At 63.7% G+C, this 25,250-nt stretch carries 23 protein-coding genes; 11 read left to right on the forward strand and 12 right to left on the reverse strand.

The window, feature by feature from the left end; genetic code table 11:
• Nucleotides 1-35: 35 nt before the first annotated feature.
• Complete coding sequence (locus PSEMO_RS18885) at nucleotides 36-2,219, forward strand: hypothetical protein (RefSeq protein ID WP_075804492.1); 2,184 nt, start codon at nucleotides 36-38, stop codon at nucleotides 2,217-2,219.
• Between the two features lie 253 nt (nucleotides 2,220-2,472).
• On the opposite strand, the gene PSEMO_RS18890 is transcribed toward PSEMO_RS18885, so the two are convergent.
• Nucleotides 2,473-2,778 carry a DUF2288 domain-containing protein gene (locus PSEMO_RS18890; RefSeq protein ID WP_075804493.1) on the reverse strand — a complete coding sequence of 102 codons (306 nt, stop codon included), beginning with the start codon at nucleotides 2,776-2,778 and terminating at the stop codon, nucleotides 2,473-2,475.
• A 364-nt stretch (nucleotides 2,779-3,142) separates the two neighbouring features.
• Here PSEMO_RS18890 and PSEMO_RS18895 point away from each other — a divergent pair, with 364 nt between their 5' ends.
• The 7 genes from PSEMO_RS18895 to PSEMO_RS18925 all read left to right on the forward strand — a co-directional run bounded on the left by PSEMO_RS18895 (nucleotide 3,143) and on the right by PSEMO_RS18925 (nucleotide 10,707).
• Entirely contained in the window at nucleotides 3,143-4,258 is a 1,116-nt protein-coding gene (locus PSEMO_RS18895; RefSeq protein ID WP_075804494.1) for a branched-chain amino acid ABC transporter substrate-binding protein, read from the forward strand.
• A 228-nt stretch (nucleotides 4,259-4,486) separates the two neighbouring features.
• The gene (livH, locus tag PSEMO_RS18900) at nucleotides 4,487-5,410 is read left to right on the forward strand and encodes a high-affinity branched-chain amino acid ABC transporter permease LivH (protein ID WP_075804495.1); all 924 of its coding nucleotides are present in this window, start codon (nucleotides 4,487-4,489) and stop codon (nucleotides 5,408-5,410) included.
• A complete protein-coding gene (locus PSEMO_RS18905) occupies nucleotides 5,407-6,663 on the forward strand; it encodes a high-affinity branched-chain amino acid ABC transporter permease LivM (protein WP_075804496.1) in 1,257 nt (418 codons plus the stop codon). The genes livH and PSEMO_RS18905 overlap by 4 nt, the downstream gene beginning before the upstream one ends.
• Nucleotides 6,660-7,427 (forward strand): high-affinity branched-chain amino acid ABC transporter ATP-binding protein LivG, encoded by a 768-nt coding sequence (gene livG, locus PSEMO_RS18910; protein WP_075804497.1) that lies wholly within the window; start codon nucleotides 6,660-6,662, stop codon nucleotides 7,425-7,427. Before PSEMO_RS18905 ends, livG begins: the two co-directional genes overlap by 4 nt.
• On the forward strand, nucleotides 7,428-8,129 hold the full coding sequence (locus tag PSEMO_RS18915) for an ABC transporter ATP-binding protein (RefSeq protein WP_075804498.1): 702 nt from the start codon (nucleotides 7,428-7,430) through the stop codon (nucleotides 8,127-8,129). It abuts the gene before it with no gap.
• A 178-nt stretch (nucleotides 8,130-8,307) separates the two neighbouring features.
• A complete protein-coding gene (locus PSEMO_RS18920; RefSeq protein WP_075804499.1) occupies nucleotides 8,308-8,985 on the forward strand; it encodes a COG3650 family protein in 678 nt (225 codons plus the stop codon).
• Nucleotides 8,986-9,090: 105 nt separating this feature from the next.
• Nucleotides 9,091-10,707 (forward strand): NAD(P)/FAD-dependent oxidoreductase, encoded by a 1,617-nt coding sequence (locus tag PSEMO_RS18925; protein ID WP_075804500.1) that lies wholly within the window; start codon nucleotides 9,091-9,093, stop codon nucleotides 10,705-10,707.
• Nucleotides 10,708-10,836: 129 nt separating this feature from the next.
• Here PSEMO_RS18925 and PSEMO_RS18930 read toward each other — a convergent pair whose 3' ends face one another.
• Nucleotides 10,837-11,931, reverse strand: coding sequence for a PLP-dependent cysteine synthase family protein (locus PSEMO_RS18930; RefSeq protein ID WP_075804501.1), 1,095 nt, complete (start codon nucleotides 11,929-11,931; stop codon nucleotides 10,837-10,839).
• A gap of 204 nt (nucleotides 11,932-12,135) precedes the next feature.
• On the opposite strand from PSEMO_RS18930, the gene nhaA reads away from it, so the two are divergent.
• On the forward strand, nucleotides 12,136-13,317 hold the full coding sequence (gene nhaA / locus PSEMO_RS18935; RefSeq protein WP_075804502.1) for a Na+/H+ antiporter NhaA: 1,182 nt from the start codon (nucleotides 12,136-12,138) through the stop codon (nucleotides 13,315-13,317).
• A 66-nt stretch (nucleotides 13,318-13,383) separates the two neighbouring features.
• Here the strand turns inward: nhaA and PSEMO_RS18940 are convergent, their stop codons facing one another.
• Nucleotides 13,384-13,848, reverse strand: coding sequence for an outer membrane lipoprotein (locus PSEMO_RS18940; protein ID WP_075804503.1), 465 nt, complete (start codon nucleotides 13,846-13,848; stop codon nucleotides 13,384-13,386).
• Nucleotides 13,849-13,996: 148 nt separating this feature from the next.
• Between PSEMO_RS18940 and PSEMO_RS18945 the strand changes: the two genes are divergently transcribed.
• A complete protein-coding gene (locus PSEMO_RS18945) occupies nucleotides 13,997-14,230 on the forward strand; it encodes a hypothetical protein (RefSeq protein ID WP_075804504.1) in 234 nt (77 codons plus the stop codon).
• Here the strand turns inward: PSEMO_RS18945 and pdxH are convergent.
• From pdxH to dinG, 5 genes are all read right to left on the reverse strand, one after another.
• Nucleotides 14,227-14,874 (reverse strand): pyridoxamine 5'-phosphate oxidase, encoded by a 648-nt coding sequence (pdxH, locus tag PSEMO_RS18950; protein WP_075804505.1) that lies wholly within the window; start codon nucleotides 14,872-14,874, stop codon nucleotides 14,227-14,229. The genes PSEMO_RS18945 and pdxH overlap by 4 nt on opposite strands.
• A 19-nt stretch (nucleotides 14,875-14,893) precedes the next feature.
• Nucleotides 14,894-15,901 (reverse strand): OmpA family protein, encoded by a 1,008-nt coding sequence (locus PSEMO_RS18955; protein ID WP_075804506.1) that lies wholly within the window; start codon nucleotides 15,899-15,901, stop codon nucleotides 14,894-14,896.
• An 87-nt stretch (nucleotides 15,902-15,988) separates the two neighbouring features.
• Nucleotides 15,989-17,134 (reverse strand): serine hydrolase domain-containing protein, encoded by a 1,146-nt coding sequence (locus tag PSEMO_RS18960; protein WP_075804507.1) that lies wholly within the window; start codon nucleotides 17,132-17,134, stop codon nucleotides 15,989-15,991.
• A gap of 216 nt (nucleotides 17,135-17,350) precedes the next feature.
• Nucleotides 17,351-19,594, reverse strand: coding sequence for a beta-galactosidase (locus tag PSEMO_RS18965; protein WP_075804508.1), 2,244 nt, complete (start codon nucleotides 19,592-19,594; stop codon nucleotides 17,351-17,353).
• A gap of 181 nt (nucleotides 19,595-19,775) precedes the next feature.
• A complete protein-coding gene (gene dinG, locus PSEMO_RS18970; RefSeq protein ID WP_075804509.1) occupies nucleotides 19,776-21,920 on the reverse strand; it encodes an ATP-dependent DNA helicase DinG in 2,145 nt (714 codons plus the stop codon).
• Between the two features lie 99 nt (nucleotides 21,921-22,019).
• Here dinG and PSEMO_RS18975 point away from each other — a divergent pair, with 99 nt between their 5' ends.
• Nucleotides 22,020-22,484 carry a CopD family protein gene (locus tag PSEMO_RS18975; protein ID WP_075804510.1) on the forward strand — a complete coding sequence of 155 codons (465 nt, stop codon included), beginning with the start codon at nucleotides 22,020-22,022 and terminating at the stop codon, nucleotides 22,482-22,484.
• A gap of 108 nt (nucleotides 22,485-22,592) precedes the next feature.
• Here PSEMO_RS18975 and PSEMO_RS18980 read toward each other — a convergent pair whose 3' ends face one another.
• The 4 genes from PSEMO_RS18980 to PSEMO_RS18995 form a co-directional block, all read right to left on the reverse strand.
• Complete coding sequence (locus PSEMO_RS18980; protein WP_075804511.1) at nucleotides 22,593-23,351, reverse strand: collagen-like triple helix repeat-containing protein; 759 nt, start codon at nucleotides 23,349-23,351, stop codon at nucleotides 22,593-22,595.
• Entirely contained in the window at nucleotides 23,344-23,619 is a 276-nt protein-coding gene (locus PSEMO_RS18985; protein WP_075804512.1) for a DUF1145 domain-containing protein, read from the reverse strand. The genes PSEMO_RS18980 and PSEMO_RS18985 overlap by 8 nt, the downstream gene beginning before the upstream one ends.
• A 59-nt stretch (nucleotides 23,620-23,678) precedes the next feature.
• Nucleotides 23,679-24,398: an OmpA family protein gene (locus PSEMO_RS18990; RefSeq protein WP_075804513.1), complete on the reverse strand. Its 720-nt coding sequence runs from the start codon at nucleotides 24,396-24,398 to the stop codon at nucleotides 23,679-23,681.
• Nucleotides 24,399-24,500: 102 nt separating this feature from the next.
• On the reverse strand, nucleotides 24,501-25,199 hold the full coding sequence (locus PSEMO_RS18995; RefSeq protein WP_075804514.1) for an OmpA family protein: 699 nt from the start codon (nucleotides 25,197-25,199) through the stop codon (nucleotides 24,501-24,503).
• Nucleotides 25,200-25,250 lie beyond the last annotated feature (51 nt).

Here is a 25,250-nt window from a genome sequence, read left to right on the forward strand (position 1 = left end):
GTTGAACAGCCTTCCCCCCAGGCACATGGCGCAAAATGACCTCCAAGAATACTCCTGCCGACGTGATTTCCGAGCTGCTTTCAGCCACGACGCCCACTTCCTACGGGGCCCGCAGCTATTACAGCCAGCCAACCCTGAGCCCGCAGCAATACCTGTACTTCACCGAACCGGACACCCAGCGCATCCTCGACAACCTCGATGGCCTGCGCGACCTGGTGTTCCCGCCGAGCCAGCATGTCGAGGACGACGCCCAGTTGCGCCTCGACCAGCAGTTCCCTTCGGTGTGCCTGATCGGGCTGGGGCGCTGCGGCTCGAACATCGCCCTGGATGTCGCCGAACTGGTCTACAACGCACGGACCTTCTACCTCAACGAATTCAAGAGCGAGGACCGGGTCGGCAACGATCCGTCCTACAACCCGGCGCGCTGGATCCGCAACAACCTGCGTCTGGTCCAGGCCAAAAGCGCCAAGCCGGTGTTCCTGGTGGAACCGCTGGTGATGCTCGGCGACCTGGACAAGGACATCGCCGGGCGCATCCGTTTCTCGCGCAAAGGCGAAAAAAGCGGCTTTTTGCGCGACTACAGCAAGATGAAGATCATGGACCTCTCCGAGGTGCATGCCGGTGGCGCCGGTAACGCGCCGATCCTTGGCCAGTACCTGGCGAAGATCATCCTCAACAAGGAAACCCACCGCTTCTCCAGTGCCGACTGGAAGCTGATCCACTCGTACCTGATCGACTCCTGCGGGATCAAGGCCAACCAGTCGCGGCTGTACTTCTATATCTTCAGCGCCGGCGGCGGTACCGGCTCGGGCATGGCCTCGGAGTTCGGCCTGGCCCAGCAGTACTCGTACATGAACAAGACCTTCGACACCAAGCCGGCCGACGAGCAGGACGGCGAGGCCGGGCATTCGTTCGTCTTCGAACCGATCTTCACCAGCGGCATCTGCGTGCTGCCGAACATCTCCGATCACCGCAGCGAAATGTCCGAGGCCCTGCACATCAACGCCGGGCGCCTGCTGTGCAAGTACCTGTCGGAAGAGTGGGACTTCTCGTACAACTTCGACAGCGAAGACAGCAGCGAAGCCAGCGTGATGGGCCGCATCCGTCCGTGGAACGCGATGATGCTGATCTCCAACGACATCATGCGCTACGCCGAAGCCAGCGATGACGGCAATATCCAGAACATCGACGTCAACGCCATGGAGAAGCACGCCAACCAGTACATCTCCCAGCAGATCTTCAACATCCTCACCGCCCAGGCGGTGACCACCGACTACGACCAGAACTACTTCCGGCGTGCCGGCATCGATATCGGCGAGACCATCCGCCTTGACGCCAACGACCTGTTCATGAGCCTGGCCGGCCCGGTGGCGATCGCCTACGCCGAGTCGGTGGTGCCGGAAACCCCGGGCAGCAGCTCGGAGAAAGGCTTCAAGGTGTTCGAGAAGGAGCCGCCGCGGCTGGATATCGACGACCTGTTCTTCCGCTCCATCGACCTGCCGCACTTCAACAAGGACACCCAGGCCATCGAAGGCATCAGCCTGTTGCCGATCGAATCCAAGCGCTATCGCGCAGCCCTGGAGCAATACCGCAGTTCCGGTTGCGACGCGGCGGCGCTGCATGACCTGCATTTCTTCAAGAACTGCTCGTCGGTGGTATCGATCGTCTCGTTGCCCAAGGACTACAAGCTGTCCTACATGGACCTGAACCGGCTCAAGACCCACCTCAACAGCCTGTTCCCCAACACCACCCTGAAGCGTTATGCCCTGGTGATCGGCGCCTCGGCCAACCTGTCGCTGACCACCCTGATCGCCAAGAGCCCGTGCCTGTCGGATGACTTCCTGACCTTGATCGTGGCCTTTATCAAACGCTGCTTCGCCAAGGCGCCGTACCGCTTCGACGAGACCCTGGACAACGCGATCCTGGAATTCATCATGCAGGAGGAATTCGAGGAAGAACGCATCGACGAGCTGCTCAGCGAATTCGAGAACCCGGCGAAGATCCTCGATACCAACTGGTATGCGATCAAGCCGATGTACGAGAAGAAATATCGCGAGCTGATCAACGACAAGAGCAAGTTCGTGTCGATCAACGATATTCGGCTGTCGCGGGAATGTGTGAAGAAGGCCGTTAAATACTTGCGCGAGATTTACCGGCACCGGATTGGCAAGACCCGGGTTATTTCCCTCAATAGTCATACCGGCAAGGTCGACTACTAAAAAAAGCGCGACGCGGACCCTGTGGGAGCTGGCTTGCCAGCGATGACTATGGTGAATTCACCATCGCAATCGCTGGCAAGCCAGCTCCCACAGGGTCCGCGTCGCGCTTTTATCTTTCAGGCATCCCGCCCGGGAACTGTTACCGCTCCCGACTGGTGCAACGGGCACTGTTACCAACCGTCACCCTGCCTGATCGGCCTCGCGCACCAAGATGGACTCGCTGTGCGTTTTCGCGCACCAAATTCGAGCAACCTCAGGCCGATGGCCGAACCTGGATCACGATAAACGGCTGCACCACCACCGCCCAGATCTCTGGCTCGCGGCTCTGCAGGTCGAGGGCCTGTTCGGCGCTGACCGGCCCGACAGTGCCAGCATCACGCCACTGTGCGAAGGTTTCACTGCGGTTTTCTGCCATTGCCTGTGCGACTTCGATCAGGTCCAGGGAAGGGTCGACCCAAATCAGGTCACCCTTTGCCCAAAAACGCTCCAGGGCTTTCCACTCGATTACCGCAGTCTCGCCGAGCAATTTGGCATAGAGGGTGCTTGGTTCATCAGTCATGGGTTTCACCAAAAATAATCAGGTCACTTTGAAAGGCCGCTATTTTTGCAGAAAAACCCAGTTTCAAATAAGTAATTGGTCGACAGGTTCAGCAAAGCCAAACGTTTCCGGGAACTTCCGGAGTCAAATAAGACGCTTTTTTGTAACTTTATGTCGAACAGGCGACACCCTCTGTTTTTGCCTCGGCGGGCCTGCTTTTCAAGCGATCAAGCAGCGCTCTACACTGTACCGGTACAGTTGCCAGGCATTCACCGGGGATGAAACCGGAAAGCGGGCCGCGATACGGCGTAGCCGTACCGGGTCTGTCGGGTCCTCTGCCCTGGCGCAAGGACGATAAAAATTACAACAGAATGAGTGGAGCACTATGAGTAAAGTTTCCAAGCTGTTCGCCGCGATGGTCCTGGCCGGCGTCGCCAGCCATTCCTTCGCCGCCGATACCATCAAGATCGGCATCGCCGGCCCGAAGACCGGCCCGGTGACCCAATATGGTGACATGCAGTTCATCGGTGCCAAGCAAGCCATCAAGGACATCAACGCCGCTGGCGGTGTCGATGGCAAGATGCTCGAAGCCAAGGAATACGACGACGCCTGCGACCCTAAACAGGCCGTGGCAGTCGCCAACAAGGTAGTCAACGACGGCGTCAAGTTCGTCATCGGCCACCTCTGCTCCAGCTCCACCCAGCCAGCGTCCGACATCTACGAAGACGAAGGCGTGATCATGATCACCCCGGCAGCCACCAGCCCGGAAATCACCTCCCGCGGCTACAAGCTGATCTTCCGCACCATCGGCCTGGACAGCGCCCAGGGCCCGGCGGCCGGCAACTACATCGCCGACCACGTCAAGCCGAAGGTCGTCGCGGTCCTGCACGACAAGCAGCAATACGGTGAAGGCATCGCCACCGCAGTCAAGTCGACCCTGGAAGGCAAAGGCACCAAGGTTGCCGTCTTCGAAGGCCTGAACGCCGGTGACAAGGACTTCTCGTCCATCATCCAGAAACTCAAGCAGAACAACGTCGACTTCGTCTACTACGGCGGCTACCACCCGGAGCTGGGCCTGATCCTGCGCCAGGCCAAAGAGAAAGGCCTGAACGCCAAGTTCATGGGTCCGGAAGGCGTCGGCAACGACTCCATCTCGCAGATCGCCCAGAACGCTTCCGAAGGCCTGCTGGTTACCCTGCCGAAGTCGTTCGACGCCGATCCTGAGAACAAGAAGATCGTCGAAGCCATCAAGGCCGACGGCAAGGACCCAAGCGGTCCGTTCGTGTTCCCGGCCTACTCGGCTGTAGAACTGATCGCCCAGGGCATCAAGAAAGCCGGCAGCGAAGACACCGACAAGGTGGCCGCGGCCATCCACGCCGGCACCTTCAAGACCCCGACCGGCGAACTGTCCTACGACGAAAAAGGCGACCTGAAGGACTTCAAGTTCGTGGTCTACGAATGGCATTTCGGCAAACCGAAAACCGAAGTTTCCCCTCAGTAACACCGTCTGATACATGACCGAAAAGCCCACTGTGCGAGCAGTGGGCTTTGTTTTACGAGGTTCATGGAGCCGTTTCCCGCGATCCGGGATCGGCTTCACCTGAAAATCTTAAAACCGTCACCAGCGGTTCCCTGGCAACGCATGCGCCAAAGTGGCCCCAGACCGCAAGGCCATGCCGGGTGAAAGCCCGCCAGCGAAATGCATATTCAGGTTTTTAGGAGCGCTGTAATGCCTGAGATCTATCACTTCTTCCAACAGCTGGTTAATGGCCTGACCATTGGCAGCACCTATGCCTTGATAGCCATTGGCTACACAATGGTTTACGGCATCATTGGAATGATCAACTTCGCCCACGGCGAGGTGTACATGATTGGTTCCTACGTGGCCTTCATCGTCCTTGCCGGACTGGCCATGATGGGTATCCATTCGCTACCGCTGCTGATGACCGCCGCGTTCATCGCGACGATCGTCGTTACCAGTGCCTACGGCTACAGTATCGAACGGGTCGCCTACCGGCCGTTGCGTAACAGCAACCGCCTGATCCCGCTGATTTCCGCCATCGGCATGTCGATTTTCCTGCAGAACACCGTACTGCTTTCCCAGGATTCCAAGGACAAGTCCATTCCCAACCTGATCCCGGGGAGCATCTCCTTCGGCCCGGGTGGCGCGGAAGAGGTCCTGATCTCCTACATGCAGATCCTGGTCTTCGTGGTCACCCTGATCGCCATGACCGGCCTTACCCTGTTCATCTCCCGCTCGCGTCTGGGCCGGGCCTGCCGGGCCTGCGCCGAAGACATCAAGATGGCCAACCTGCTGGGGATCAACACCAACAACATCATCGCCCTGACCTTCGTCATCGGCGCCGCCCTGGCGGCCGTGGCGGCCGTGCTGCTGAGCATGCAGTACGGCGTGATCAACCCCAACGCCGGCTTCCTGGTGGGCCTGAAGGCCTTCACCGCGGCAGTCCTCGGCGGCATCGGCAGCATTCCGGGCGCCATGCTCGGCGGCCTGGTGCTGGGTGTGGCCGAAGCCTTCGGTGCTGACATCTTCGGCGACCAGTACAAGGACGTCGTGGCGTTCGGCCTGCTGGTACTCGTCCTGTTGTTCCGTCCGACCGGCATCCTCGGCCGTCCGGAGGTTGAGAAAGTATGAACAGACATCTCAAATCGGCGTTCTTCAGCGCCCTGCTGGTCTGGGCCGTGGCCTTCCCGGTACTTGGCCTGAAACTCAGCATCGTCGGCATCAACCTGGAAGTGCACGGCCAGGGTCCCTTCACCCTCGGCGTGATCGCCCTGTGTTCGGTGCTGATGTTCCTGCGCGTGCTGCTGGACAAGCAATGGAGCGCAATGATGCGCTCGCGTCGGGACGGCCCGCTGGTGCCACCCAAGGTCAGCAACTGGCTGACCCTGCCCAAGACCCAGCGCTACATCATCCTCGGCCTGATCGTGGTCGCCCTGGTCTGGCCGTTCTTCGGCTCGCGCGGCGCGGTCGACATCGCCACCCTGATCCTGATCTACGTCCTGCTCGGCCTCGGCCTGAACATCGTGGTCGGCCTGGCGGGCCTGCTCGACCTGGGTTACGTCGGCTTCTACGCCGTCGGTGCGTACAGCTACGCGCTGCTCTCGCACTACTTCGGCCTGAGCTTCTGGATCTGCCTGCCGATCGCCGGCCTGATGGCGGCCACCTTCGGCTTCCTGCTGGGCTTCCCGGTGCTGCGCCTGCGCGGTGACTACCTGGCGATCGTGACCCTCGGTTTCGGTGAGATCATCCGCCTGTTCCTGCGCAACCTGACCGACATCACCGGTGGCCCGAACGGCATCAGCAACATCGAGAAGCCGACCTTCTTCGGCCTGACCTTCGAACGCAAGGCCGCCGAAGGCATGCAGACCTTCCACGAGTTCTTCGGGCTGGAATACAACTCGATCAACAAGGTGATCTTCCTCTACCTGGTGGCCCTGCTCCTCGCCCTGCTGGCGCTGTTCGTCATCAACCGCCTGCTGCGCATGCCGATCGGGCGTGCCTGGGAAGCGCTGCGTGAAGACGAGATCGCCTGCCGTGCGCTGGGCCTGAACCCGACCGTGATCAAGCTCTCGGCGTTCACCCTGGGTGCCTGCTTCGCCGGTTTCGCTGGCAGCTTCTTCGCTGCGCGCCAAGGCCTGGTGACCCCGGAATCCTTCACCTTCATCGAATCGGCGATCATCCTCGCCATCGTCGTGCTCGGCGGCATGGGCTCGCAGTTGGGCGTGATCCTCGCGGCCATCGTGATGATCCTCCTGCCGGAGCTGATGCGTGACTTCAGCGAGTACCGCATGCTGATGTTCGGCGCCCTGATGGTATTGATGATGATCTGGCGTCCGCAGGGCCTGCTGCCTATGCAACGTCCACATATGGAGCTGCGTCGATGAGCCGCGAAATTCTGCAAGTCAGCGGCCTGAGCATGCGCTTCGGCGGCTTGTTGGCGGTCAACGGCGTCGGCCTGACCGTCAAGGAAAAACAGGTGGTCGCCCTGATCGGCCCGAACGGCGCCGGCAAGACCACGGTGTTCAACTGCCTGACCGGCTTCTACAAGCCCAGCGGCGGCACCATCCTCCTCGATGGCCAGCCGATCCAGGGCCTGGCCGGGCACCAGATCGCCCGCAAGGGCGTGGTGCGGACCTTCCAGAACGTGCGCCTGTTCAAGGAAATGACCGCGCTGGAAAACCTGCTGATCGCCCAGCACCGCCACCTCAACACCAACTTCTTCGCCGGTCTGTTCAAGACCCCGGCTTTCCGCCGCAGCGAGAAGGAAGCCATGGAGCGTGCGCAGTACTGGCTGGAGAAGGTCAACCTGACCGAGTTCGCCAACCGTACCGCCGGGACCCTGGCCTACGGCCAGCAACGCCGCCTGGAAATCGCCCGCTGCATGATGACCCAACCGCGGATCATCATGCTCGACGAGCCGGCGGCCGGCCTCAACCCCAAGGAAACCGAGGACCTCAAGGCGCTGATTGCGTACCTGCGCGAATCGCATAACGTCACCGTGCTGCTGATCGAGCACGACATGAAACTGGTCATGAGCATTTCCGACCATATCGTGGTGATCAACCAGGGCACGCCCCTGGCCGACGGCACGCCGGAGCAGATCCGCGACAACCCTGATGTGATCAAAGCCTACCTGGGGGAAGCGTAAATGCTGCAGTTCGAAAACGTTTCCACCTTCTACGGCAAGATCCAGGCGCTGCACTCGGTCAACGTGGAAATCAACCAGGGCGAGATCGTCACCCTGATCGGCGCCAACGGTGCCGGCAAGTCGACCCTGCTGATGACCCTCTGCGGCTCGCCGCAAGCCCACAGCGGCAGCATCCGCTACCTGGGCGAAGAGCTGGTCGGCCAGCCGTCCTCGCACATCATGCGCAAGAGCATCGCCGTGGTCCCGGAGGGCCGCCGCGTGTTCTCGCGCCTGACCGTCGAGGAAAACCTGGCCATGGGCGGCTTCTTCACCGAGAAGGGCGACTACCAGGAGCAACTGGACAAGGTCCTGCAGCTGTTCCCGCGTCTGAAGGAGCGCTACAACCAGCGCGGTGGCACCATGTCCGGCGGCGAGCAGCAGATGCTCGCCATCGGCCGGGCGCTGATGAGCAAACCCAAGCTGCTGCTGCTCGACGAGCCGTCGCTGGGCCTGGCGCCGATCATCATCCAGCAGATCTTCGACATCATCGAACAGCTGCGCCGCGATGGCGTGACCGTGTTCCTGGTGGAGCAGAACGCCAACCAGGCGTTGAAGGTCGCTGACCGGGCCTATGTGCTGGAGAACGGGCATGTGGTGATGCAGGGGACCGGTGAGGCACTGCTGACCGATCCTAAAGTGCGCGACGCTTACCTGGGGGGTTGATCTCCCGGGCCTCATCGCTGGCAAGCCAGCTCCCACACGATCCCTGTGGGAGCTGGCTTGCCAGCGATAGGGCCCTCACCTGCAATACACATTTTCCTGACACAACTTCACTTGTAATCCCCCCTCACCCTGCATACCGTTGAAAACTTTTCAGGCCGAGATCCCGGAGTTTTCCTCGATGCGTATCGCCCCCTCCCTGTTCGTCGCCGCCCTGCTGCCGCTGTTCGCCGGCTGCCAGTTGCTCGCCGACCAGCCGGAAACCAGCGTCTCCACCGCCGGCATGACCCGCCTGCAAGGCGAGCTCAGCGCCGCCAACGGCCAGTTGCTGTTCAAACCCTGCACCGAAAGCCGCCGTTTCGTGGTCCAGGACGCCGACAATACCGGCCTGCTCCAGGAAGCCGCGACCCTCGCCGCCACCCCGGGGGTGATCTTCGCCGACGTTCGCGGCACCCTCTCCGCCACCAAGAGCAACGGCGCCGACGGCCAGTTCAACGTGCACCAGCTGTACCGCGTCGAGCACTCGGCCGGCGCCTGCAGCGACCCCAACTTCAAGCGCCTGACCCTGCGCGCCTCCGGCCATGAGCCGGACTGGAACCTCAATGTCAGCGGCCAGGGCATGGTCCTGAACCGCCCGGACCAGCCACCCCTGGCCCTGCCCTACCTGGAAGAACAGATGCCCGGCGGCGGTATCAGCGTCAGCAGCGAGGCCAACGGACAGAAAGTCGAACTGTGGCTCGCCCCGCAACGCTGCGTCGACAGCGCTACCGGCGCCGTCAGCCACCTGACCGCACAACTGCGCCTGGATGCCCAGACGATGCAGGGCTGCGGCTATTTCGGCGGTTCGCGCAACGACTGACCACCGGCACACATTCAATCTGCCTGCCCGGCCGGCGAAAGCTTTATACTTGGCGGTTTGTGTAAAGCCGCCGGCCCTCCCATGGCCGGGATACTGGACCCTGTCATGCTACGAATCACCGAACTGAAGCTGCCGCTGGATCATCCCGACGAGGCCCTGCGCGAGGCCATCGTGCAACGCCTGGGCATCGACGACGCCGAGCTGCTCGACTTCTCCATCTTCAAGCGCAGCTACGACGCGCGGAAGAAGAACACCGAACTGCTGTTCATCTACGCCATCGATCTCGATGTCCGTGACGAAGCCGCGGTGCTGGCCAGGTTCGCCGACGACCATAACGTCGGCATCGCCCCGGACGTGAACTACAAGCCGGTGGGCGTGGCGCCGGAAGGCGGCCTGGCCGAGCGGCCGATCGTGGTCGGCTTCGGCCCGTGCGGCATCTTCGCCGGCCTGATCCTGGCCCAGGCGGGCCTGCGCCCGATCGTCCTGGAGCGCGGCAAGGAAGTACGCCAGCGCACCAAGGACACCTGGGGCCTGTGGCGCAAAAGCGTGCTCAACCCCGAGTCCAACGTACAGTTCGGCGAAGGCGGCGCCGGGACCTTCTCCGACGGCAAGCTGTACAGCCAGATCAAGGACCCGAAGCACTACGGCCGCAAGGTCCTGCACGAGTTCGTCAAGGCCGGCGCGCCGGACGAGATCCTCTACGTCAGCAAGCCGCACATCGGTACCTTCCGCCTGACCGGCATGGTCGAGAACATCCGCGAGGAAATCATCGCCCTGGGCGGTGAAGTGCGCTTCGAGCACAAGGTCACCGACCTGCTGATGGAAGACGGCCAGCTCAATGGCGTGGTCCTGCACACGGGCGAAGAGCTGTGTTCGCGCCATGTGGTCCTGGCCCTCGGCCACAGTGCCCGCGACACCTTCCGCATGCTCCACGGCCGTGGCGTGTTCATGGAAGCCAAGCCGTTCTCCATCGGTTTCCGCATCGAGCACCCGCAGTCGCTGATCGACAAGGCGCGCCTGGGCAAGTACGCCGGCCACCCGAAACTCGGGGCCGCCGACTACAAACTCGTGCACCACGCCAAGAACGGTCGCTCGGTGTACAGCTTCTGCATGTGCCCGGGTGGCACCGTGGTTGCCGCCACCAGCGAGCCGGGCCGGGTGGTTACCAACGGCATGAGCCAGTACTCGCGCAACGAGCGCAATGCCAACTCGGGTATCGTCGTCGGTATCACCCCGGAGCAGGATTATCCGGGTGGCCCGCTGGCCGGGATCGAGTTGCAGGAGCGGCTGGAAGAGCTCGCCTATGAACTGGGCGGCAGCAACTACCACGCGCCGGCGCAGCTGGTCGGTGATTTCGTGGCCGGGCGTCCGTCCACCGCCCTGGGCAGCGTAGAACCGTCGTACAAGCCGGGCATCAACCTCGGCGACCTGGCTCCGAGCCTGCCGGACTTCGCCATCGAAGCCCTGCGTGAAGCGATCCCGGCCTTCGACCGGCAGATCAAGGGCTACAGCCTGGCGGATGCGATCCTGACCGGGATCGAGACCCGCACCTCGTCGCCACTGCGGATCACCCGGGACGAGACCTTGCAGAGCCTGAACCTGAAGGGCCTGTTCCCGGCGGGTGAAGGGGCGGGTTATGCCGGGGGGATTCTGTCGGCGGGTGTGGATGGCATCCGCATTGCCGAGGCCGTGGCCCGTAGCATGCTCGGGCTGACCGAGTAAGGCTCTCGGGCCTCATCGCTGGCAAGCCAGCTCCCACAGGTTTTGTGTTGATCACAAGACCTGTGGCCGACGCGGTCACTGTGGGAGCTGGCTTGCCAGCGATAGGGCCTTCAGCTTCAGCAAAGAAACTCAGATCCCTTCGCGCAGTACCGTCTCCGGCAACCCCTCCCCCCGCTCCACACACCCCGCCACCGCCGCAATCAACGGCTCCAGCGCATACCCCTGCTGCCCCAGCCATTCCTCATCGTAATAAGTCGTCGCATAACGCTCCCCGCTGTCACACAGAATCGCCACGATCGACCCCGACTCCCCCGCCGACTGCATATGCAGCGCCGCCTGCAAGGCTCCGACCAGGTTGGTTCCGCTCGACCCGCCAACCCGCCGCCCCAACCGCTGCGCCAGATAGTGCATGGCCGCCAGGGACAGCGCATCCGGCACCTTGACCATCGCATCGATCACCGCCGGCAGGAACGACGCCTCGACCCGTGGCCGCCCGATCCCTTCGATCCGCGAGCCACAATCCAGGCGCAACGAGCGGTCCCCACTGCGGTAGCAATCGAAGAACACCGAACGCTCGGCATCGGCACACAGCACGCGAGTCGCATGCCGGCGATAACGCACATAGCGGCCCAGCGTCGCAGTAGTCCCGCCGGTACCCGGGCTGGAAATCAACCACGCCGGCTCGGCATGCCGTTCGAAGTGCATCTGGCTGAAGATCGACTCGGCGATATTGTTGTTGGCGCGCCAGTCGGTAGCGCGCTCGGCGTAGGTGAACTGGTCCATGAAGTGCCCGCCGCTTTCCCGGGCCAGGCGCTCGGACTCGGCGTAGATCTGCGTCGGATCCTGCACCAGGTGCGGCGTGCCGCCATAGAACTCGATCTGTGCGATCTTTTCCCGCGAGGTGGTCGCCGGCATCACCGCGATGAACGGCAAGCCCAGCAAGCGGGCGAAGTACGCCTCGGAGATCGCCGTCGAACCACTGGACGCCTCGATCACCGGCGCACCAGGGCGCAACCAGCCATTGCACAGGGCATAGAGAAACAGCGAGCGGGCCAGCCGGTGCTTGAGGCTGCCGGTGGGATGGCTGGATTCATCCTTGAAGTACAGGTCGATATCCGGAAAGCCCGGCATCGGCAGCGGAATCAGGTGGGTATCGGCGCTGCGCTGGAAATCGGCCTCGATGATGCGGATGGCTTCACGGACCCAGGTGCGGTGATGGTTCATAGGGCGGTTCTCATGCGTCAGGAGCGAAAGGCTGTAGGAACGACTACCGTCCATTTAGGCAACTTCCTACATCCTTGCCAGAAAAGCCCGATAGCCATGAAAACACTGAAACAGCTTATAACAAAAAAGAATATAGTTTTTATTTTAATGAATAACACAACGGGTTAGGGTGTTCGACCTTTTTCATTCGATGGAGGAGCGACCTTGCCTCTACGTAGCACATTCACCCGGTTCTTCCAGCTCGAAGCCGCCAGCGGCCTGCTGCTGATCGCCGCTGCGGTGCTGGCGCTGATCGTCAACAACTCGCCACTGTCCTGGCTCTACAACGGCCTGCTGGAAGTCCCCGTCGCCGTGCAGATCGGCGCCCTGAGCATCGCCAAGCCGCTGCTGCTGTGGATCAACGACGGCCTGATGGCCCTGTTCTTCCTGCTCATCGGCCTGGAGGTCAAGCGCGAGCTGGTCGAGGGACACCTGTCGAAACCGTCCCAGGTGGTCCTGCCCGGCGCGGCAGCCCTCGGCGGCATGCTGGTGCCGGCGCTGATCTACTGGTTCATGAACCGCGACAACCCCGCGGCCATCGCCGGCTGGGCCATCCCCACCGCCACCGACATTGCCTTCGCCCTCGGCGTGCTGGCCCTGCTCGGCAAGCGCGTGCCGGTGTCGCTCAAGCTGTTCCTGATGACCCTGGCGATCATCGACGACCTCGGCGCGATCATCATCATCGCCCTGTTCTACTCCGGCGCCCTGTCGACCCTCTCGCTGATGCTGGCCGCCGCCTGTATCGCCGCGCTGATCGCGATGAACCGGATGGGCGTGGTCAGACTTGGCCCTTATATGGTGATCGGCCTGATCCTCTGGGTCTGCGTGTTGAAGAGCGGCGTGCACGCCACGCTGGCCGGCGTCACCCTGGCCCTGTGCATTCCGCTGCGCACGCGCAATGCCGAAACCTCGCCGTTGCTCACCCTGGAACACGCCCTGCACCCCTGGGTGGCCTACGGCATCCTGCCGCTGTTCGCCTTCGCCAACGCTGGCGTGTCCCTGGCCGGCGTGACCATGGAAAGCTTCACCCACGCCGTGCCCATGGGCATCGCCGTGGGCCTGCTGGCGGGCAAGACCATCGGCGTGTTCGGCCTGACCTGGATCGCCATCAAGCTCGGCCTGGCGGCGCTGCCGGCTGGCGCCAACTGGGGGCAGGTCCTCGGCGTGGCGATCCTCTGCGGCATCGGCTTTACCATGAGCCTGTTCGTCGGCTCCCTGGCCTTCGTGCCCGGCACCAGCGAGTATGTGGGCATGGACCGCATGGGCATCCTCACCGGCTCGATCCTGGCGGCAATCATTGGCTACACCATCACCGCCCTTTCCAGTCCGAAACAGCCCGCCAGCTGATAATCGGCAGGCAATAAAAAAACCCGAGCGGCGCAAGCCGGTCGGGGTTTTCTTTTGCCGCAAGCCTTAATGGCTGACGCGGCTGGTGCCATCGACGGTCATGATGCGCACGCGCTCGCCGACCCGGAAAATCTCGTTTTCCTGAACCTGCTGCACGTAGGCACGCATGCTGCCGTCGTCTTCGCGCACAGTGATTTCCACGCCCTGGGTACGGGTCAGGCCTTCCTCGGCCGCAGAACCCGCCAGACCACCGGCAACCGCACCGATCACCGCCGCGACGATGCTGCCGCGACCGCCACCAATGGCGCTACCGGCCACCCCGCCGACCACCGCACCGGCGCCACCGCCGATTGGCGTCTTGGTGCCTTCGATCTTGACCGGACGCAGGGATTCGATGGTACCCATGCGCACGGTCTGCACGCGCCGCGCCTCGTCACGGGAGTAGGAATCACCGGACAGGTTCGAGGCACAACCGCCCAGCAGCAGCGACATCGTGGTGAACGATGCGACCAGCAACATAGATTTACGCATAGGAATCATCTCCTTAAGACAGGTGCCCATTAGACCTGCGCGGATTGACGACTGTCACGACATGCAACAGATAAAATTGCTTCCATTCAGCTTCAGTACAGGCGGCACTCACGCTGAACCGTCAGACGACTTGCAGGAAAGAATAGACATGGATTACTTCATCATCGCCATCACCACCCTGGCCGGCCTGTATTTCCACGGCTGGCTGTACGTTCGGATCAGACGCTGGACGGACCGTGACCTCGCGCTGTCCTTCGCCGGCAAGGACGAAGGCAAGCGCGCGTTCATGCTGCAAAGGTTGGACGCCGCACGCACGCAAAAGGTCAAAAGGAAGGAACTGGCGGCCTGGCTGGAACGCGAGGCCGCCACTTACGCGAATTAAGGGGCCAGGCGCTCGCGCGTCCAGTCGCCCTGTTCCAGGCGGTAGTTCAGGCGGTCATGCAGGCGGCTGGCGCGGCCCTGCCAGAACTCGATGCGCTCCGGCAGCAGGCGGTAACCGCCCCAATGCTCCGGGCAGTGCGGCTGGGTGTCGCTGAAGCGTTGTTCGGTGGCCTTGAGCAGACCTTCCAGTTCGCCACGATCAGCGATCACCCGGCTCTGCGGCGAGGCCCAGGCGCCCAGGCGGCTGCCCAGCGGGCGGACCTGGAAATACGCGTCGGACTCCTGCGCCGAGACCTTCACCACCCGCCCTTCGATCCGCACCTGACGCTCCAGCGCCGGCCAGAAGAAGGTCATCGCAGCGAACGGATTGGCCAGCAAATGCTGACCCTTGGCGCTCTCGTAGTTGGTGAAGAAGGTGAAACCCTGCTCGTCCAGGCCCTTGAGCAGCAGGACGCGGCAATGCGGCCGGCCGTCGGCATCGACGGTGGCCAGGGTCATGGCGTTGGCTTCCACCGGGGCCTGCTCGGTTTTCACCGCATCGGCGAACCACTGGTGAAACAGGGCGAACGGCTCGGCCGGGGCTTGCGCCTCGGCCAGGCCGTCACGGGTGTAGTCACGGCGCATATCTGCCAGTGTCTGGGTCATCTACAGCGTTCCTTGAGGATCAGTTGGTCTTCGCAGGGCTGTTGTTGGCTGCCACCTTCTTGGCGGCAGGCTCGGCTTTTTTCGCAGCCGGTTTGGCTGGGGCCGCTTTTTTAGTGGCCGCGGCGGTTTTCGCCGGGGCGGCTTTCTTCGCCGTGGTGGCCTTGGCCGGGGCTTTGGCGGCAGCCTTGGCCGCCGGTTTGGCGGCCGGCTTGGCGGCAGCGGCGGCTGGCTTGACGTCCTGCACCGCGACCAGTTCGGCCGGGCTCGGGGTCGGCTGCTGGTACTTGGCAACCAGGGCGACCAGGGTCGCTTGCGGGGTCAGGATCATTTCCACACGACGGTTCAGCGACCGGCCCTGGAGGCTGTCGTTGGCCGCACGCGGAGCGACGGAGCCCATGCCGCGCAGGGTCAGGCGGTCACGCTGCAGGCCGCTGAGGCGGAAGATCGCCGAGACCGAGGCAGCGCGTTCCAGGCTGAGCTTCTGGTTGATGGCGGCGGCACCGCTGCTGTCGGCGTGGCCGAGGATCAGCACGGCGGTTTTCGGATCGGTTTCGATCAGCTTGGCGACCTTGGTGATCGGGCCAAGACTGATCGGCAGGAGCATGGCAGGACGGTCCGGGTTGTAGCCGCTGTCCACCGGCAGGGTCACCACCAGCACGTCTTCACGGCGCTCCAGCTCCAGCTTGCTGTCCTTGATGGCGTCACGCACCCGCGGCTCATAGCTGTCCAGCCAGGCCTGGGTGGCCTTGACGTCGACCTTCGGCACAGCGGCGACCTTGTCGGCAGCCTTGTCGTCGCTGCCGCCGAACGGCCACCACCAACTGCCGCCCTCGGACTTGGCTTCGGCCTTGGCCTCGGACTTGGCGACCTTCTCCTGTACCGCTTCCTTCACTTCCTGGTCAGCCACCTTGTCCGAACCGAACGGCCACCAGCCGTGGCCACTGTCCGCGGTGTCTTTCTGGGGGTTCTGGGCGCAACCGGTGATGGCCAGGCACAGGGCGAGAGCTAAAGTTTTGTGTGAAGACATCAGCGATACACCATGAAAATGAAGGAAAAATAGAAAACAGCTGGTCACAGAATAGCCAACGGAGCCTCCGCGTACAGAGGCACCCGATCAAAGGCAGTCGGCGAGCACCCGGACCAGTTTCTGGGCACGGGGGTCCATCAGGATGTAAGGGCCAAGGGTGTTGGTGACGAAGCCGAAGGCCACATCATGTTCCGGGTCGGCAAAGCCCACCGAGCCGCCGGCCCCCGGATGCCCGAAGGCACGGGCGCCGAGGCCGAAGGTGGCGTTGGCCACCGTGGGCTGGTCGAGCATGCAGCCCAGGCCGAAGCGGGTCTGGGTCAGCAGGGTTCTATCGTCGCCGAGGCTGTGCTCACGGGTCAGTTCGTCGAGCAGTTCCGATTCCAGCAGGCTGCCGTCCAGCAGGCCGGCGTAGAAACCGGCCAGGCTGCGGGCATTGCCGTGGCCATTGGCCGCCGGCTGCTGCATGCGCCGCCACTCGGGCTTGTTGGTGCTGGTGAGAATCGCTGGCGGGTTGGTGAAGGCGCGGGTCGACAGGGCCTGAGGCTCGGTCATGGTGACCTTGAGCAGGCGCTGCGCCGCAGCGTCACCGAGGTTGCCCTTGCCGCGGGCGATGTGGGCGACGCGATGGAATTCGGCATCATCCAGGCCGATATGGAAATCCAGGCCCAGTGGCTTGGCGGTGCGGGCAACGATGGACTCGCCCGGGCCACGGCCATCGGCGCGACGGATCAGTTCGCCGACCAGCCAGCCATAGGTGATCGCCGCGTAGCCGTGGGCCGTGCCCGGCTCCCACCAGGGTGCTTCGGCGGCCAGGGTATCGACCATGGTTTGCCAGTCGTACAGGGCTTCGGCGGGGAGCAGTTCGCGGATCGCCGGCAGGCCGGCGCGGTGGCTGAGGAGCTGGCGCAGGGTCACCGACTCCTTGCCGGCCTGGGCGAACTCGGGCCAGTAGCGGGCTACCGGGGCATCCAGTTGCAGCTTGCCCTCGCCGACCAGTTGCAGGGCGGTGACGGCGGCGAAGGTCTTGGTGCAGGAGAACAGGTTGGCGATGGTATCGCTGTGCCAGATCTCCTGGCCGTCCTTGTCGGCGGTGCCGGCCCAAAGGTCGACCACCGTCTCGCCGCCGACCTGGATGCACAGGGCGGCGCCGCGTTCCTGGGAATCATCGAAAAGTGCCGCAAAGGCCTCGCGTACTGCCTCGAACTTGAGTTCGAAATGACCCTGGATCTGCACCCGGTGACTCCCCTGCGGCCTGTCTGAAAAGTGGCGTGCATTGTTTCAGCCCGCGAAGGATTTTGGAACAGACGTGGGTCGGACAATGACCACTATTCATGTAGGCAACGCTGAACCCTGTGGGAGCTGGCTTGCCAGCGATAGGGCCAGGCCTGACAACATCTTTGTCATTGCCGGCCTCATCGCTGGCAAGCCAGCTCCCACAGGGGTTGTGTGCTACTTGGCGGGCTCGGCCTCAGGCTTGTGCGCCACACCCACGATCAGCTTCTCGACCTGCAGATTGGCCTTGCGCGCCTGCTCGATAAAGCCCTGGTACGGCACATCGGTAATCCCCACCAGGCCGAAATGACCATTCTCGCCATCCAGCAAACGCCCGCTGGCCGGCTGGTCGAAGAACTGGAACCAGTGCACGCCGACGATCGACGGTTCGTCCAGCGCCGCCTTGAGGAACGCCGCGTAGGCCGGACCACGGTCCTCCTCCCGCGCCACTTCCATCGGCCCCGGCCAGAACGGCCCGCGGTCGCGGGAGCCGAAGTGGAACTCGGACACCAGCACCGGCTTGTCCAGCTCGCGCAAACGGGCGAAGTCGTAGCCATCCTGCGGCTTGGGCGTGTAGAAGTTGAAGCTCAGCACATCACAGTACTGGGCACAGGCCGCCACCGCTTCCGGGGTGGTCACGGCAAAGCGGCCACCGAGCAGCAGGTGGTTCGGCGCATGCCATTTCAGTGCATCGGAGATGGTCTTGAAGTAGGCATCGGCAAACGAACGCTGGAAGTGCTTGAAGTCTTCCTCGATCTCCGGGTGCTCAGGGCTCGGCAACGGCGGCTCGAAGCCCGGGTCTTCCATCAGCTCCCAGGCGGTCAGCTGGATGCCCCAGGCCTTGGACAGGCCTTCCTGGTTACGGTATTTGTCGCGCAGTTGCTTGAGGAAGGCGCGCTTCGCCGGGACGTCGGTGGTCAGGCGCAGGGTGCCGTAGGCCAGGCCGTAGCGGGCTTTCGGATCGTCGCCAGGTGCGGCCCAGGCCAGTTCGTTGTCGGCGAAGTAGCCGATCAGGAACGGATCGTCATGGTGATCCCGGGCGGCGATGGCCACGGCACGCTCGGTGGCCATGGCGAAACGCGGGTCGAACGGGTCGGGCATCGAGCCCCACCAATCCATGCCGGTGCTGATACTGGCGTAGTCGCCGACGATCGCCAGCGGCAAGGTATAAGGCACGCGTTCGGCCTGCTCCAGGCTCGGTTCGCTCCAGTTGCCGAGGGTGTTGAAACCCCAGGCTTGCAGGCGGTCGAGGGTGTGGGTCTGCCAGCGGGCGCTGTCGAGAACGGCCGGCGGGCAGGGCCTGGCTTCCTCGGTCGGTGCCGGGCAGGGCTTGCCGTAGGCCCGCTCGAGGTTGGCAGCGTAGAAGTCGAACCAGCGGCCCTGGTTGAAGTTGCGGCCTTTCGACGAGGCATTGCCGTCGTTGTTGTTGCCTTCACCGTAGAAGGCCGCCAGTGGCGAGTCGGCTTTCGGCAGGTCGCTGAACATGGCTTCGCGGCCGGCGACGTAGGTACGTCCCGGTTCGTCATTGACCGCGTTGACGCCAAGGGAATAGAACGGATGGCCTTCCGGGGTCACCAGATACCAGCGGCCATCGCGCTTCACTGTACGGAAGAAGCCTTTGGCATCGAAGGTCTGCCCGCCGGTCCAGCCGCCGAAGCGGTCCAGCGGCTGCTTCTGGCGCTCGACGAGCCAGGTCTTGAGCTGTTGCTGTTCCTTGCCAGCCGAGGCCTTGAGTTGTTCGTCGCTGCCGACCTTCTCCGGCCAGCGGCCACGGCTGTACTGGCCGTAGCCGTCGATCAGCTGGCTGTACGCCGCCTGTTGCAGGCGTTCTTCGTCCTGCACGTTGATCCGCTCGATCAGCACGCTCTGGGCGACATTGGGCTGGTTCATTGACAGGCTGATCGAATTGACCTGGCTCAGGTCCAGCTCGCCGCTGCTGCTGGCGACCACCAGGCGCTGGCCTTCGAAGGTCCAGGGCATCGGCGGGCCGGCGCGCATGCCCTGGCTCAGTGGCGAGCTGGCGGTCAACGGGATGACCACGGTCTGCGCCGGGCCGGCGGGCAGATCGATGCGGCTGGTGAGGGTCTTGCCGTCGGCGCTCTGGATCGTCACGTTGAGGGTCAGGGCCCAGTCCATGCCGCTTTGCAGGCGCAGGGTCAGGGTCTTCTGCGCGGACCAGTCCCAGACGCCGGTCTGCGGACTCATGCGCAGGTTGGGACGCTGTACCGGGTTGAACACCACCCGCCGCAGCACCTCGCCTTCGGCCGTCTGCTCCGCGTTGTAGTGCGGCAGGCTGGCATCCTCGGTCGCCACGGTGACCACCGAGGTCGGGCGCACGAAGTTGAACAGCGTCTGTTGCGCGGCCAGCAGGGGCTGGCTGAGCAACAGCAGGAGGGCGGTGGGCAGGGTACGGCGCAACATGGGGCTGGAGTTCTCCTTGAGGGCCTTTTAAGGGGCCTTGGTTCCGGTGATAGACAGCGGCAACTGCAAAAGATTTGTATGAAGGCTGATGGCCTCATCGCTGGCAAGCCAGCTCCCACAGGTTTTGCGGTGCACGCGATCCCTGTGGGAGCTGGCTTGCCAGCGATGAGGCCCTCAAGAACTACGAAATTTCCCGACGGAACGGCGGCAGCGCATTGAGGATAGCCTTCCCGTAGCGCTGGGTGACCACCCGACGATCGAGCAGGGTGATGGTCCCGCGATCCTGCTCGGTACGCAGCAGACGCCCGCAGGCCTGGATCAGCTTCAAGGACGCATCCGGCACGGAGATTTCCATGAACGGATTGCCACCCCGCGCCTCGATCCACTCGGCCAGCGCCGCCTCCACCGGATCATCCGGCACGGCGAAGGGGATCTTGGCGATCACCACGTGCTCGCAGTACGCCCCGGGCAAGTCCACGCCCTCGGCGAAACTGGCCAGGCCGAAGAGCACGCTGGACTCGCCGTCATCGACCCGCGCCTTGTGCTTGTTCAAGGTCTCCTGCTTGGACAGGTTGCCCTGGATGAACACCTGCCGGCGCCAGTCACGATCCAGGCCGTCGAACACGTCCTGCATCTGCTTGCGCGAGGAGAACAGCACCAGCGAACCCCGCGAACCTTCCACCAGTTCCGGCAGGTCGCGAATGATCGCGGCGGTATGAGCGGCCGCATCCCGCGGGTCGGCACGCAGGTCGGGAACCCGCAGCACGCCGGCGTCGGTATGGTGGAACGGACTCGGCACCACTGCGGTAACTGCCGCCTTGGGCAGGCCGGAGCGCATGCGGAAGCGGTCGAAGGTGCCCAGCGCGGTCAGGGTCGCGGAGGTCACCAGCGCGCCATGGGCCACGTTCCACAGGTTGCGTCGCAGCATCTCGGCCGCAAGGATCGGGCTGGCATTGACCTCGATGTCGAACAGCGCACCACTTTCCGCCAGGGTCAGCCAGCGCGCCATGGGCGGGCTGTCTTCCGGATCTTCGGCAGTGAACGCGGTCCACAGCTCCCAGTTGCTGCCGGCGCGGGTCACCAGGGTGCCGAACAGCGGGTACCACTCCTCGGCCTGGTGGCTCGGAATGCCGATATTGACCTCGCCGTCCATGCCTTCCTTGAGCAGGTCGGCCAGGCGGGTGAACAGGTCGTTGAGCCGGGCGAAGCCCTTCTTCAGCTCGATGCCGATCTCGCGGATATGCTCCGGGACCACGCCGCCGATAAAGCGGTAGCGCGGGCGTTCACGGCCCTCGGCGTCTTCGCCGGGGCGGAAGTCGGCAACCTGCTCACAGGCGGCGAACATGAATTGCTGGTGGTTCTTGATCTCCCGGGCCAGCTCCGGGACCTGCTCGATGTACTTGCCCAGGTCACCCGGCAACGGGTTCTGCGCCAGCAGCTTGGTCAGGTTCTTCGCGGTCTGCTCCAGCCAGTCGGCGGTGGAACGCAGGCGGCTGTAGTGAGCGAAGTGGCCGATGGCCTTGTCCGGCAGGTGATGGCCTTCGTCGAACACATACATGGTGTCGCGCGGATCCGGCAGCACCGCACCGCCGCCCAGGGCCAGGTCGGCCAGGACCATGTCGTGGTTGGTGACGATCACGTCGACCTTGCCCATGCCTTCACGGGCCTTGTAGAAGGTGCACTGGCCGAAGTTCGGGCAGTGGCGCCCGGTGCACTGGCTGTGGTCGGTGGTCACCCGTGCCCAGTCCTGGTCTTCCAGGGCGGTGGGCCAACTGTCGCGGTCGCCATCCCAGCGGTTGCCGGCGAGCTTCTCGATCATGCTGTTGAACAACTTCTGGCTGGCTTCATCGACCTCGATCCTGAAGCCTTCTTCCTCGAACAGCTGGGCCGTGGCGCTTTGCGCGTGGCCTTCCTGGAGCAGCAGGTCGAGCTTGGACAGGCACAGGTAGCGGCCGCGCCCCTTGGCCAGGGCGAAGCTGAAGTTCAGGCCGCTGTTGCGCATCAGGTCGGGCAGGTCCTTGAAGACGATCTGCTCCTGCAGGGCGACGGTGGCGGTGGCGATCACCAGGCGCTTGCCGGCGGCCTTGGCCGCGGGAATCGAGGCGAGGCTGTAGGCCACGGTCTTGCCGGTACCGGTACCGGCTTCCACCGCGACCACGGCCGGGTCGCCGCTGCGCCGGCCTTCTTCATCGCATTCGATATCGCCAAGGACCTTGGCCACTTCGGCAATCATCAGGCGCTGGCCATAGCGCGGCTTGAGGCTCTTGGCTTCGAGAAAACGCGAGTAGGCGCCCTGAATCTGGGACTTGAGTTCGTTGCTGATCATGGTCTCGGGCGCCAGCAAAAGGCTGGATATATTTTCAGTGTTTCGAATGAGGCGGCTATCATACCCGCCAATTTCCCTTTGCGCTGAATGGAGTGCCCGATGACCGCCTTCGCCCTGCCTTATAGCCTGCATGTACTGGCCGCCCTGGTCTGGGTCGGCGGCATGTTCTTCGCCTGGATGGTTCTGCGCCCGGCGGCTGCCACGGTGCTCGAAGGCCCGGCCCGCCTGCAATTGTGGCTGGAAGTGTTTTCCCGGTTCTTCCACTGGGTGTGGATCGCGATCCTGGTCCTGGTGGTAAGTGGTGTCGGGATGTTGCATATGCACTTCGGCACCCTCGACACCGCGCCGCGGCATGTGCAGGTGATGATCGGCGGCGGGATCGCCATGTTCGCGCTGTTCATGCGCATCCAGAGCCTGTTGCTGCCGGAGATGCGCAAGGCGGTGGAGGCTGGGGACTGGGCGGCGGGGGCAGGAGTATTGGGGCGGATCCGCAAGATGGTGGGGATCAATCTGCTGCTGGGGATTGCCGTGGTAATGGTGGCAGCGACCCGGCTTTCGTTCTGACTTTGAGGGCCTCATCGCTGGCAAGCCAGCTCCCACAGGGTCCGCGTGCACCGCTAGACCTGTGGGAACTGGCTTGCCAGCGATGAGGCCCTGAAGAACAAAGAAGATTCAGAGGCGCTGAACACTCAACTCGCCAGCCGCCCCCGCCATCCCCGGCTGCCCTTCCAGCCCCGGCCGGCCATCGGCCCCGGCTTCGGTGCGATACACCAGGCAGCCCTTGCTCGCCCCGCCCTGCCCGGCCTTGCCCGGTGCACCCGCCTTGCCTGGCGCACCACCTTCAAGCCGGACCTTGATCTGCTCCGCCGGATAATCCGCCGGCAGCGCCAGGCGCACCCGGCCACCGGCCGAACCGTTGTGGCCATCGCCACCGTTGTCACCGTTCGCCCCACGGCTGGCCGAACCCCAGGTGCAGCCTCCGGCCTGGCCATTGCCGCCGTCGAGGCCGGCATAGCCCGGCGCCCCGGTGCCACCCCGGGCGTCGATGGACAGCTGCGGTGCCTGCAACTGCTGCAAACGCAGGTCCAGGTTGCGCCCCGGTTTGGCGGCCCGCTCCCAGGTGCCGGCCATGCCGGTCGCGGTAATCAGGCTGCCTTCGGCCAAATCGGCCCGGGCCACGTCGATACGCAGGCCATCCTCGGCCGGTACCACGGAAATCCGCGCATCCCGCCCCAATTGCAGTTGATCGATCTTCAGTTCCACCAGGCTGGGCGGAAGAATCAATGTCGCCGAATCAGCCACCTCGACACGCTCCAGGTGGACGCTGCTGGCCTTGCCTGCCAGACGCAACACCGTATGCGGCTCCACGCTCAGGGAATCGGCCAGGGCCAACGGGCTGAACATCACGGTCAACAGCAACAGCTTACGCATGCGGTACATCCTTGGGTGGGGCAGGAATGGAAAGGATATGGAAGATGCCCACCAGCAGGATCTGCAACCGGTCGAACCAGCGGTGGCTGCGCTCGCGCAGGCGACCGTTATAGAACAGCACTTCCAGCAGGTGCAAGCCCAGCAAGGCCACGCCCGCCAGGTTGATCAGTTGATGGAAAGGTTTCTCCGCCGGCATCAGCAGATTGGCCAGCACTACCCACCAGAACAGCACGGTCAGGACCTTGAACAGGCCCAGCAGTTTTTTCATCCGTCAGTCTCCTCAAGCCGGGGCGGCCCGCCCGCAGGCAGACCGCCAGGGTTGCCGGATCAATTCAGATGCAACTCGACCCGGCGATTCTGCGCCCGCCCTTCGTCGGTTTCGTTGTCGGCCACCGGCTCGCTTTCGCCACGGCCCATGCTGCTGAGCTTCTGCGGCGAAATACCCTTGTTGATCAGATACGTGGCCACGCTGCCAGCACGCCGCTCGGACAGCCCCTGGTTATAGGCATCGGTACCCTTGCTGTCGGTGTGCCCGACGACGCGGATCGTCAACACCTGCGGACTGCTCAGCTTGTCCACCAACCCTTGCAACTGCTGCTGGGCCGCCGGGGTCAGCTCGGCGGAGTCGAAGGCGAACAGCACATTGCCTTGGTCGCTGAGGGTGATGACCTCGGCGACCGGCTCCGGCTCGGCGGCTTTCTGCGAAGGCGGATACTGCGGCAGCGGGCAACCGTTGTTGCCCACCGGCGTGTTGGCCGGCGTATCCGGGCAGCGGTCGCGGCGGTCGAAGACCCCATCACCGTCCTGGTCGCCATCCTGGGCAAAGCAGATCAACCCGCCAGCGATGGCACCGGCCGCCGCGCCACCACCGGCCCAGGCCGAGCTTTCGATGGCGCCAAGGCCGCCACCGACCAGCCCGCCGAGCAGGCTGCAGATCGGCCAGGTGCGTTGGTTGAGCGGCGAACTGCCGTCGCTGTGGGTTGCACATCCTGAGAGCAGGCCGGCTGCCAGCAACAGCGGGAGCGCGGCCTTGGTAAGTGCGGTCATGGGGAAATGCCTCCTGTGTTACCGGCTATTACCAGCACACAGGAGTAAAGACCGGCCCGTGGCACTTCTCAAGCGAAGGGGCAAGCCACGGGCCGCGAGGCATCAACGCTGGATCTTGATTTCGGTACGACGGTTCATGGCGCGGCCGTCCGCTGTCTTGTTGTCGGCGACCGGCTGGCTTTCACCCGCACCGCTGACGCTGATGAAGTACCCCTGCGGCACGCCGCTTTCCACCAGATAGGCGACTACCGAGCGCGCACGCTTGTCCGAGAGTTTCTGGTTGTAGGCATCGGAGCCGACGCTGTCGGTATGCCCGGTCACGGTCAGGCGCACGCCTTCTTTTTCCGCGCGCAGGCGCTCGGCGATGGTATTGAGGCGCGACTTGTCGGCGGCGGTCAGCTTGTCGGAGTCGAAGGCGAAGTGGACATCGCGGATCACGATGGTTTCCTCTTTCACCACCACCACTTCCTCGACCACAGGTGGCGCAGGCGGTGCCAGCGGGCAACCGGTGGCATCGACCGGGGTGCCGCGCGGCGTGCCCGGGCACTTGTCGCGGCTGTCCGGCACGCCATCGCCGTCTTCATCGCCGTCGCCATGCGCCCAGCAGTAGGCCGCCGCCATCGAGCCACCCACCAGGGCGCCCCAGCCGGCCCAACTGCTGCTCTCGATAGCGCCCAGGGCGGCACCGCCAACACCACCGACAGCCGCGCATTTCGGCCAGTCGGTCTTTTGCAGACCTGCACAACCAGTCAATACGCTGGTTAGCAGAACCAGAGGTAAAGCTGTGCGAACTATGCTCATCTATTGCTTCTCCATAGGGAAAATGCATTGGGGTACCGCTGCTCTCGGAGT

The organism is Pseudomonas putida (assembly GCF_001941965.1).
GTDB lineage: Bacteria > Pseudomonadota > Gammaproteobacteria > Pseudomonadales > Pseudomonadaceae > Aquipseudomonas > Aquipseudomonas putida_L.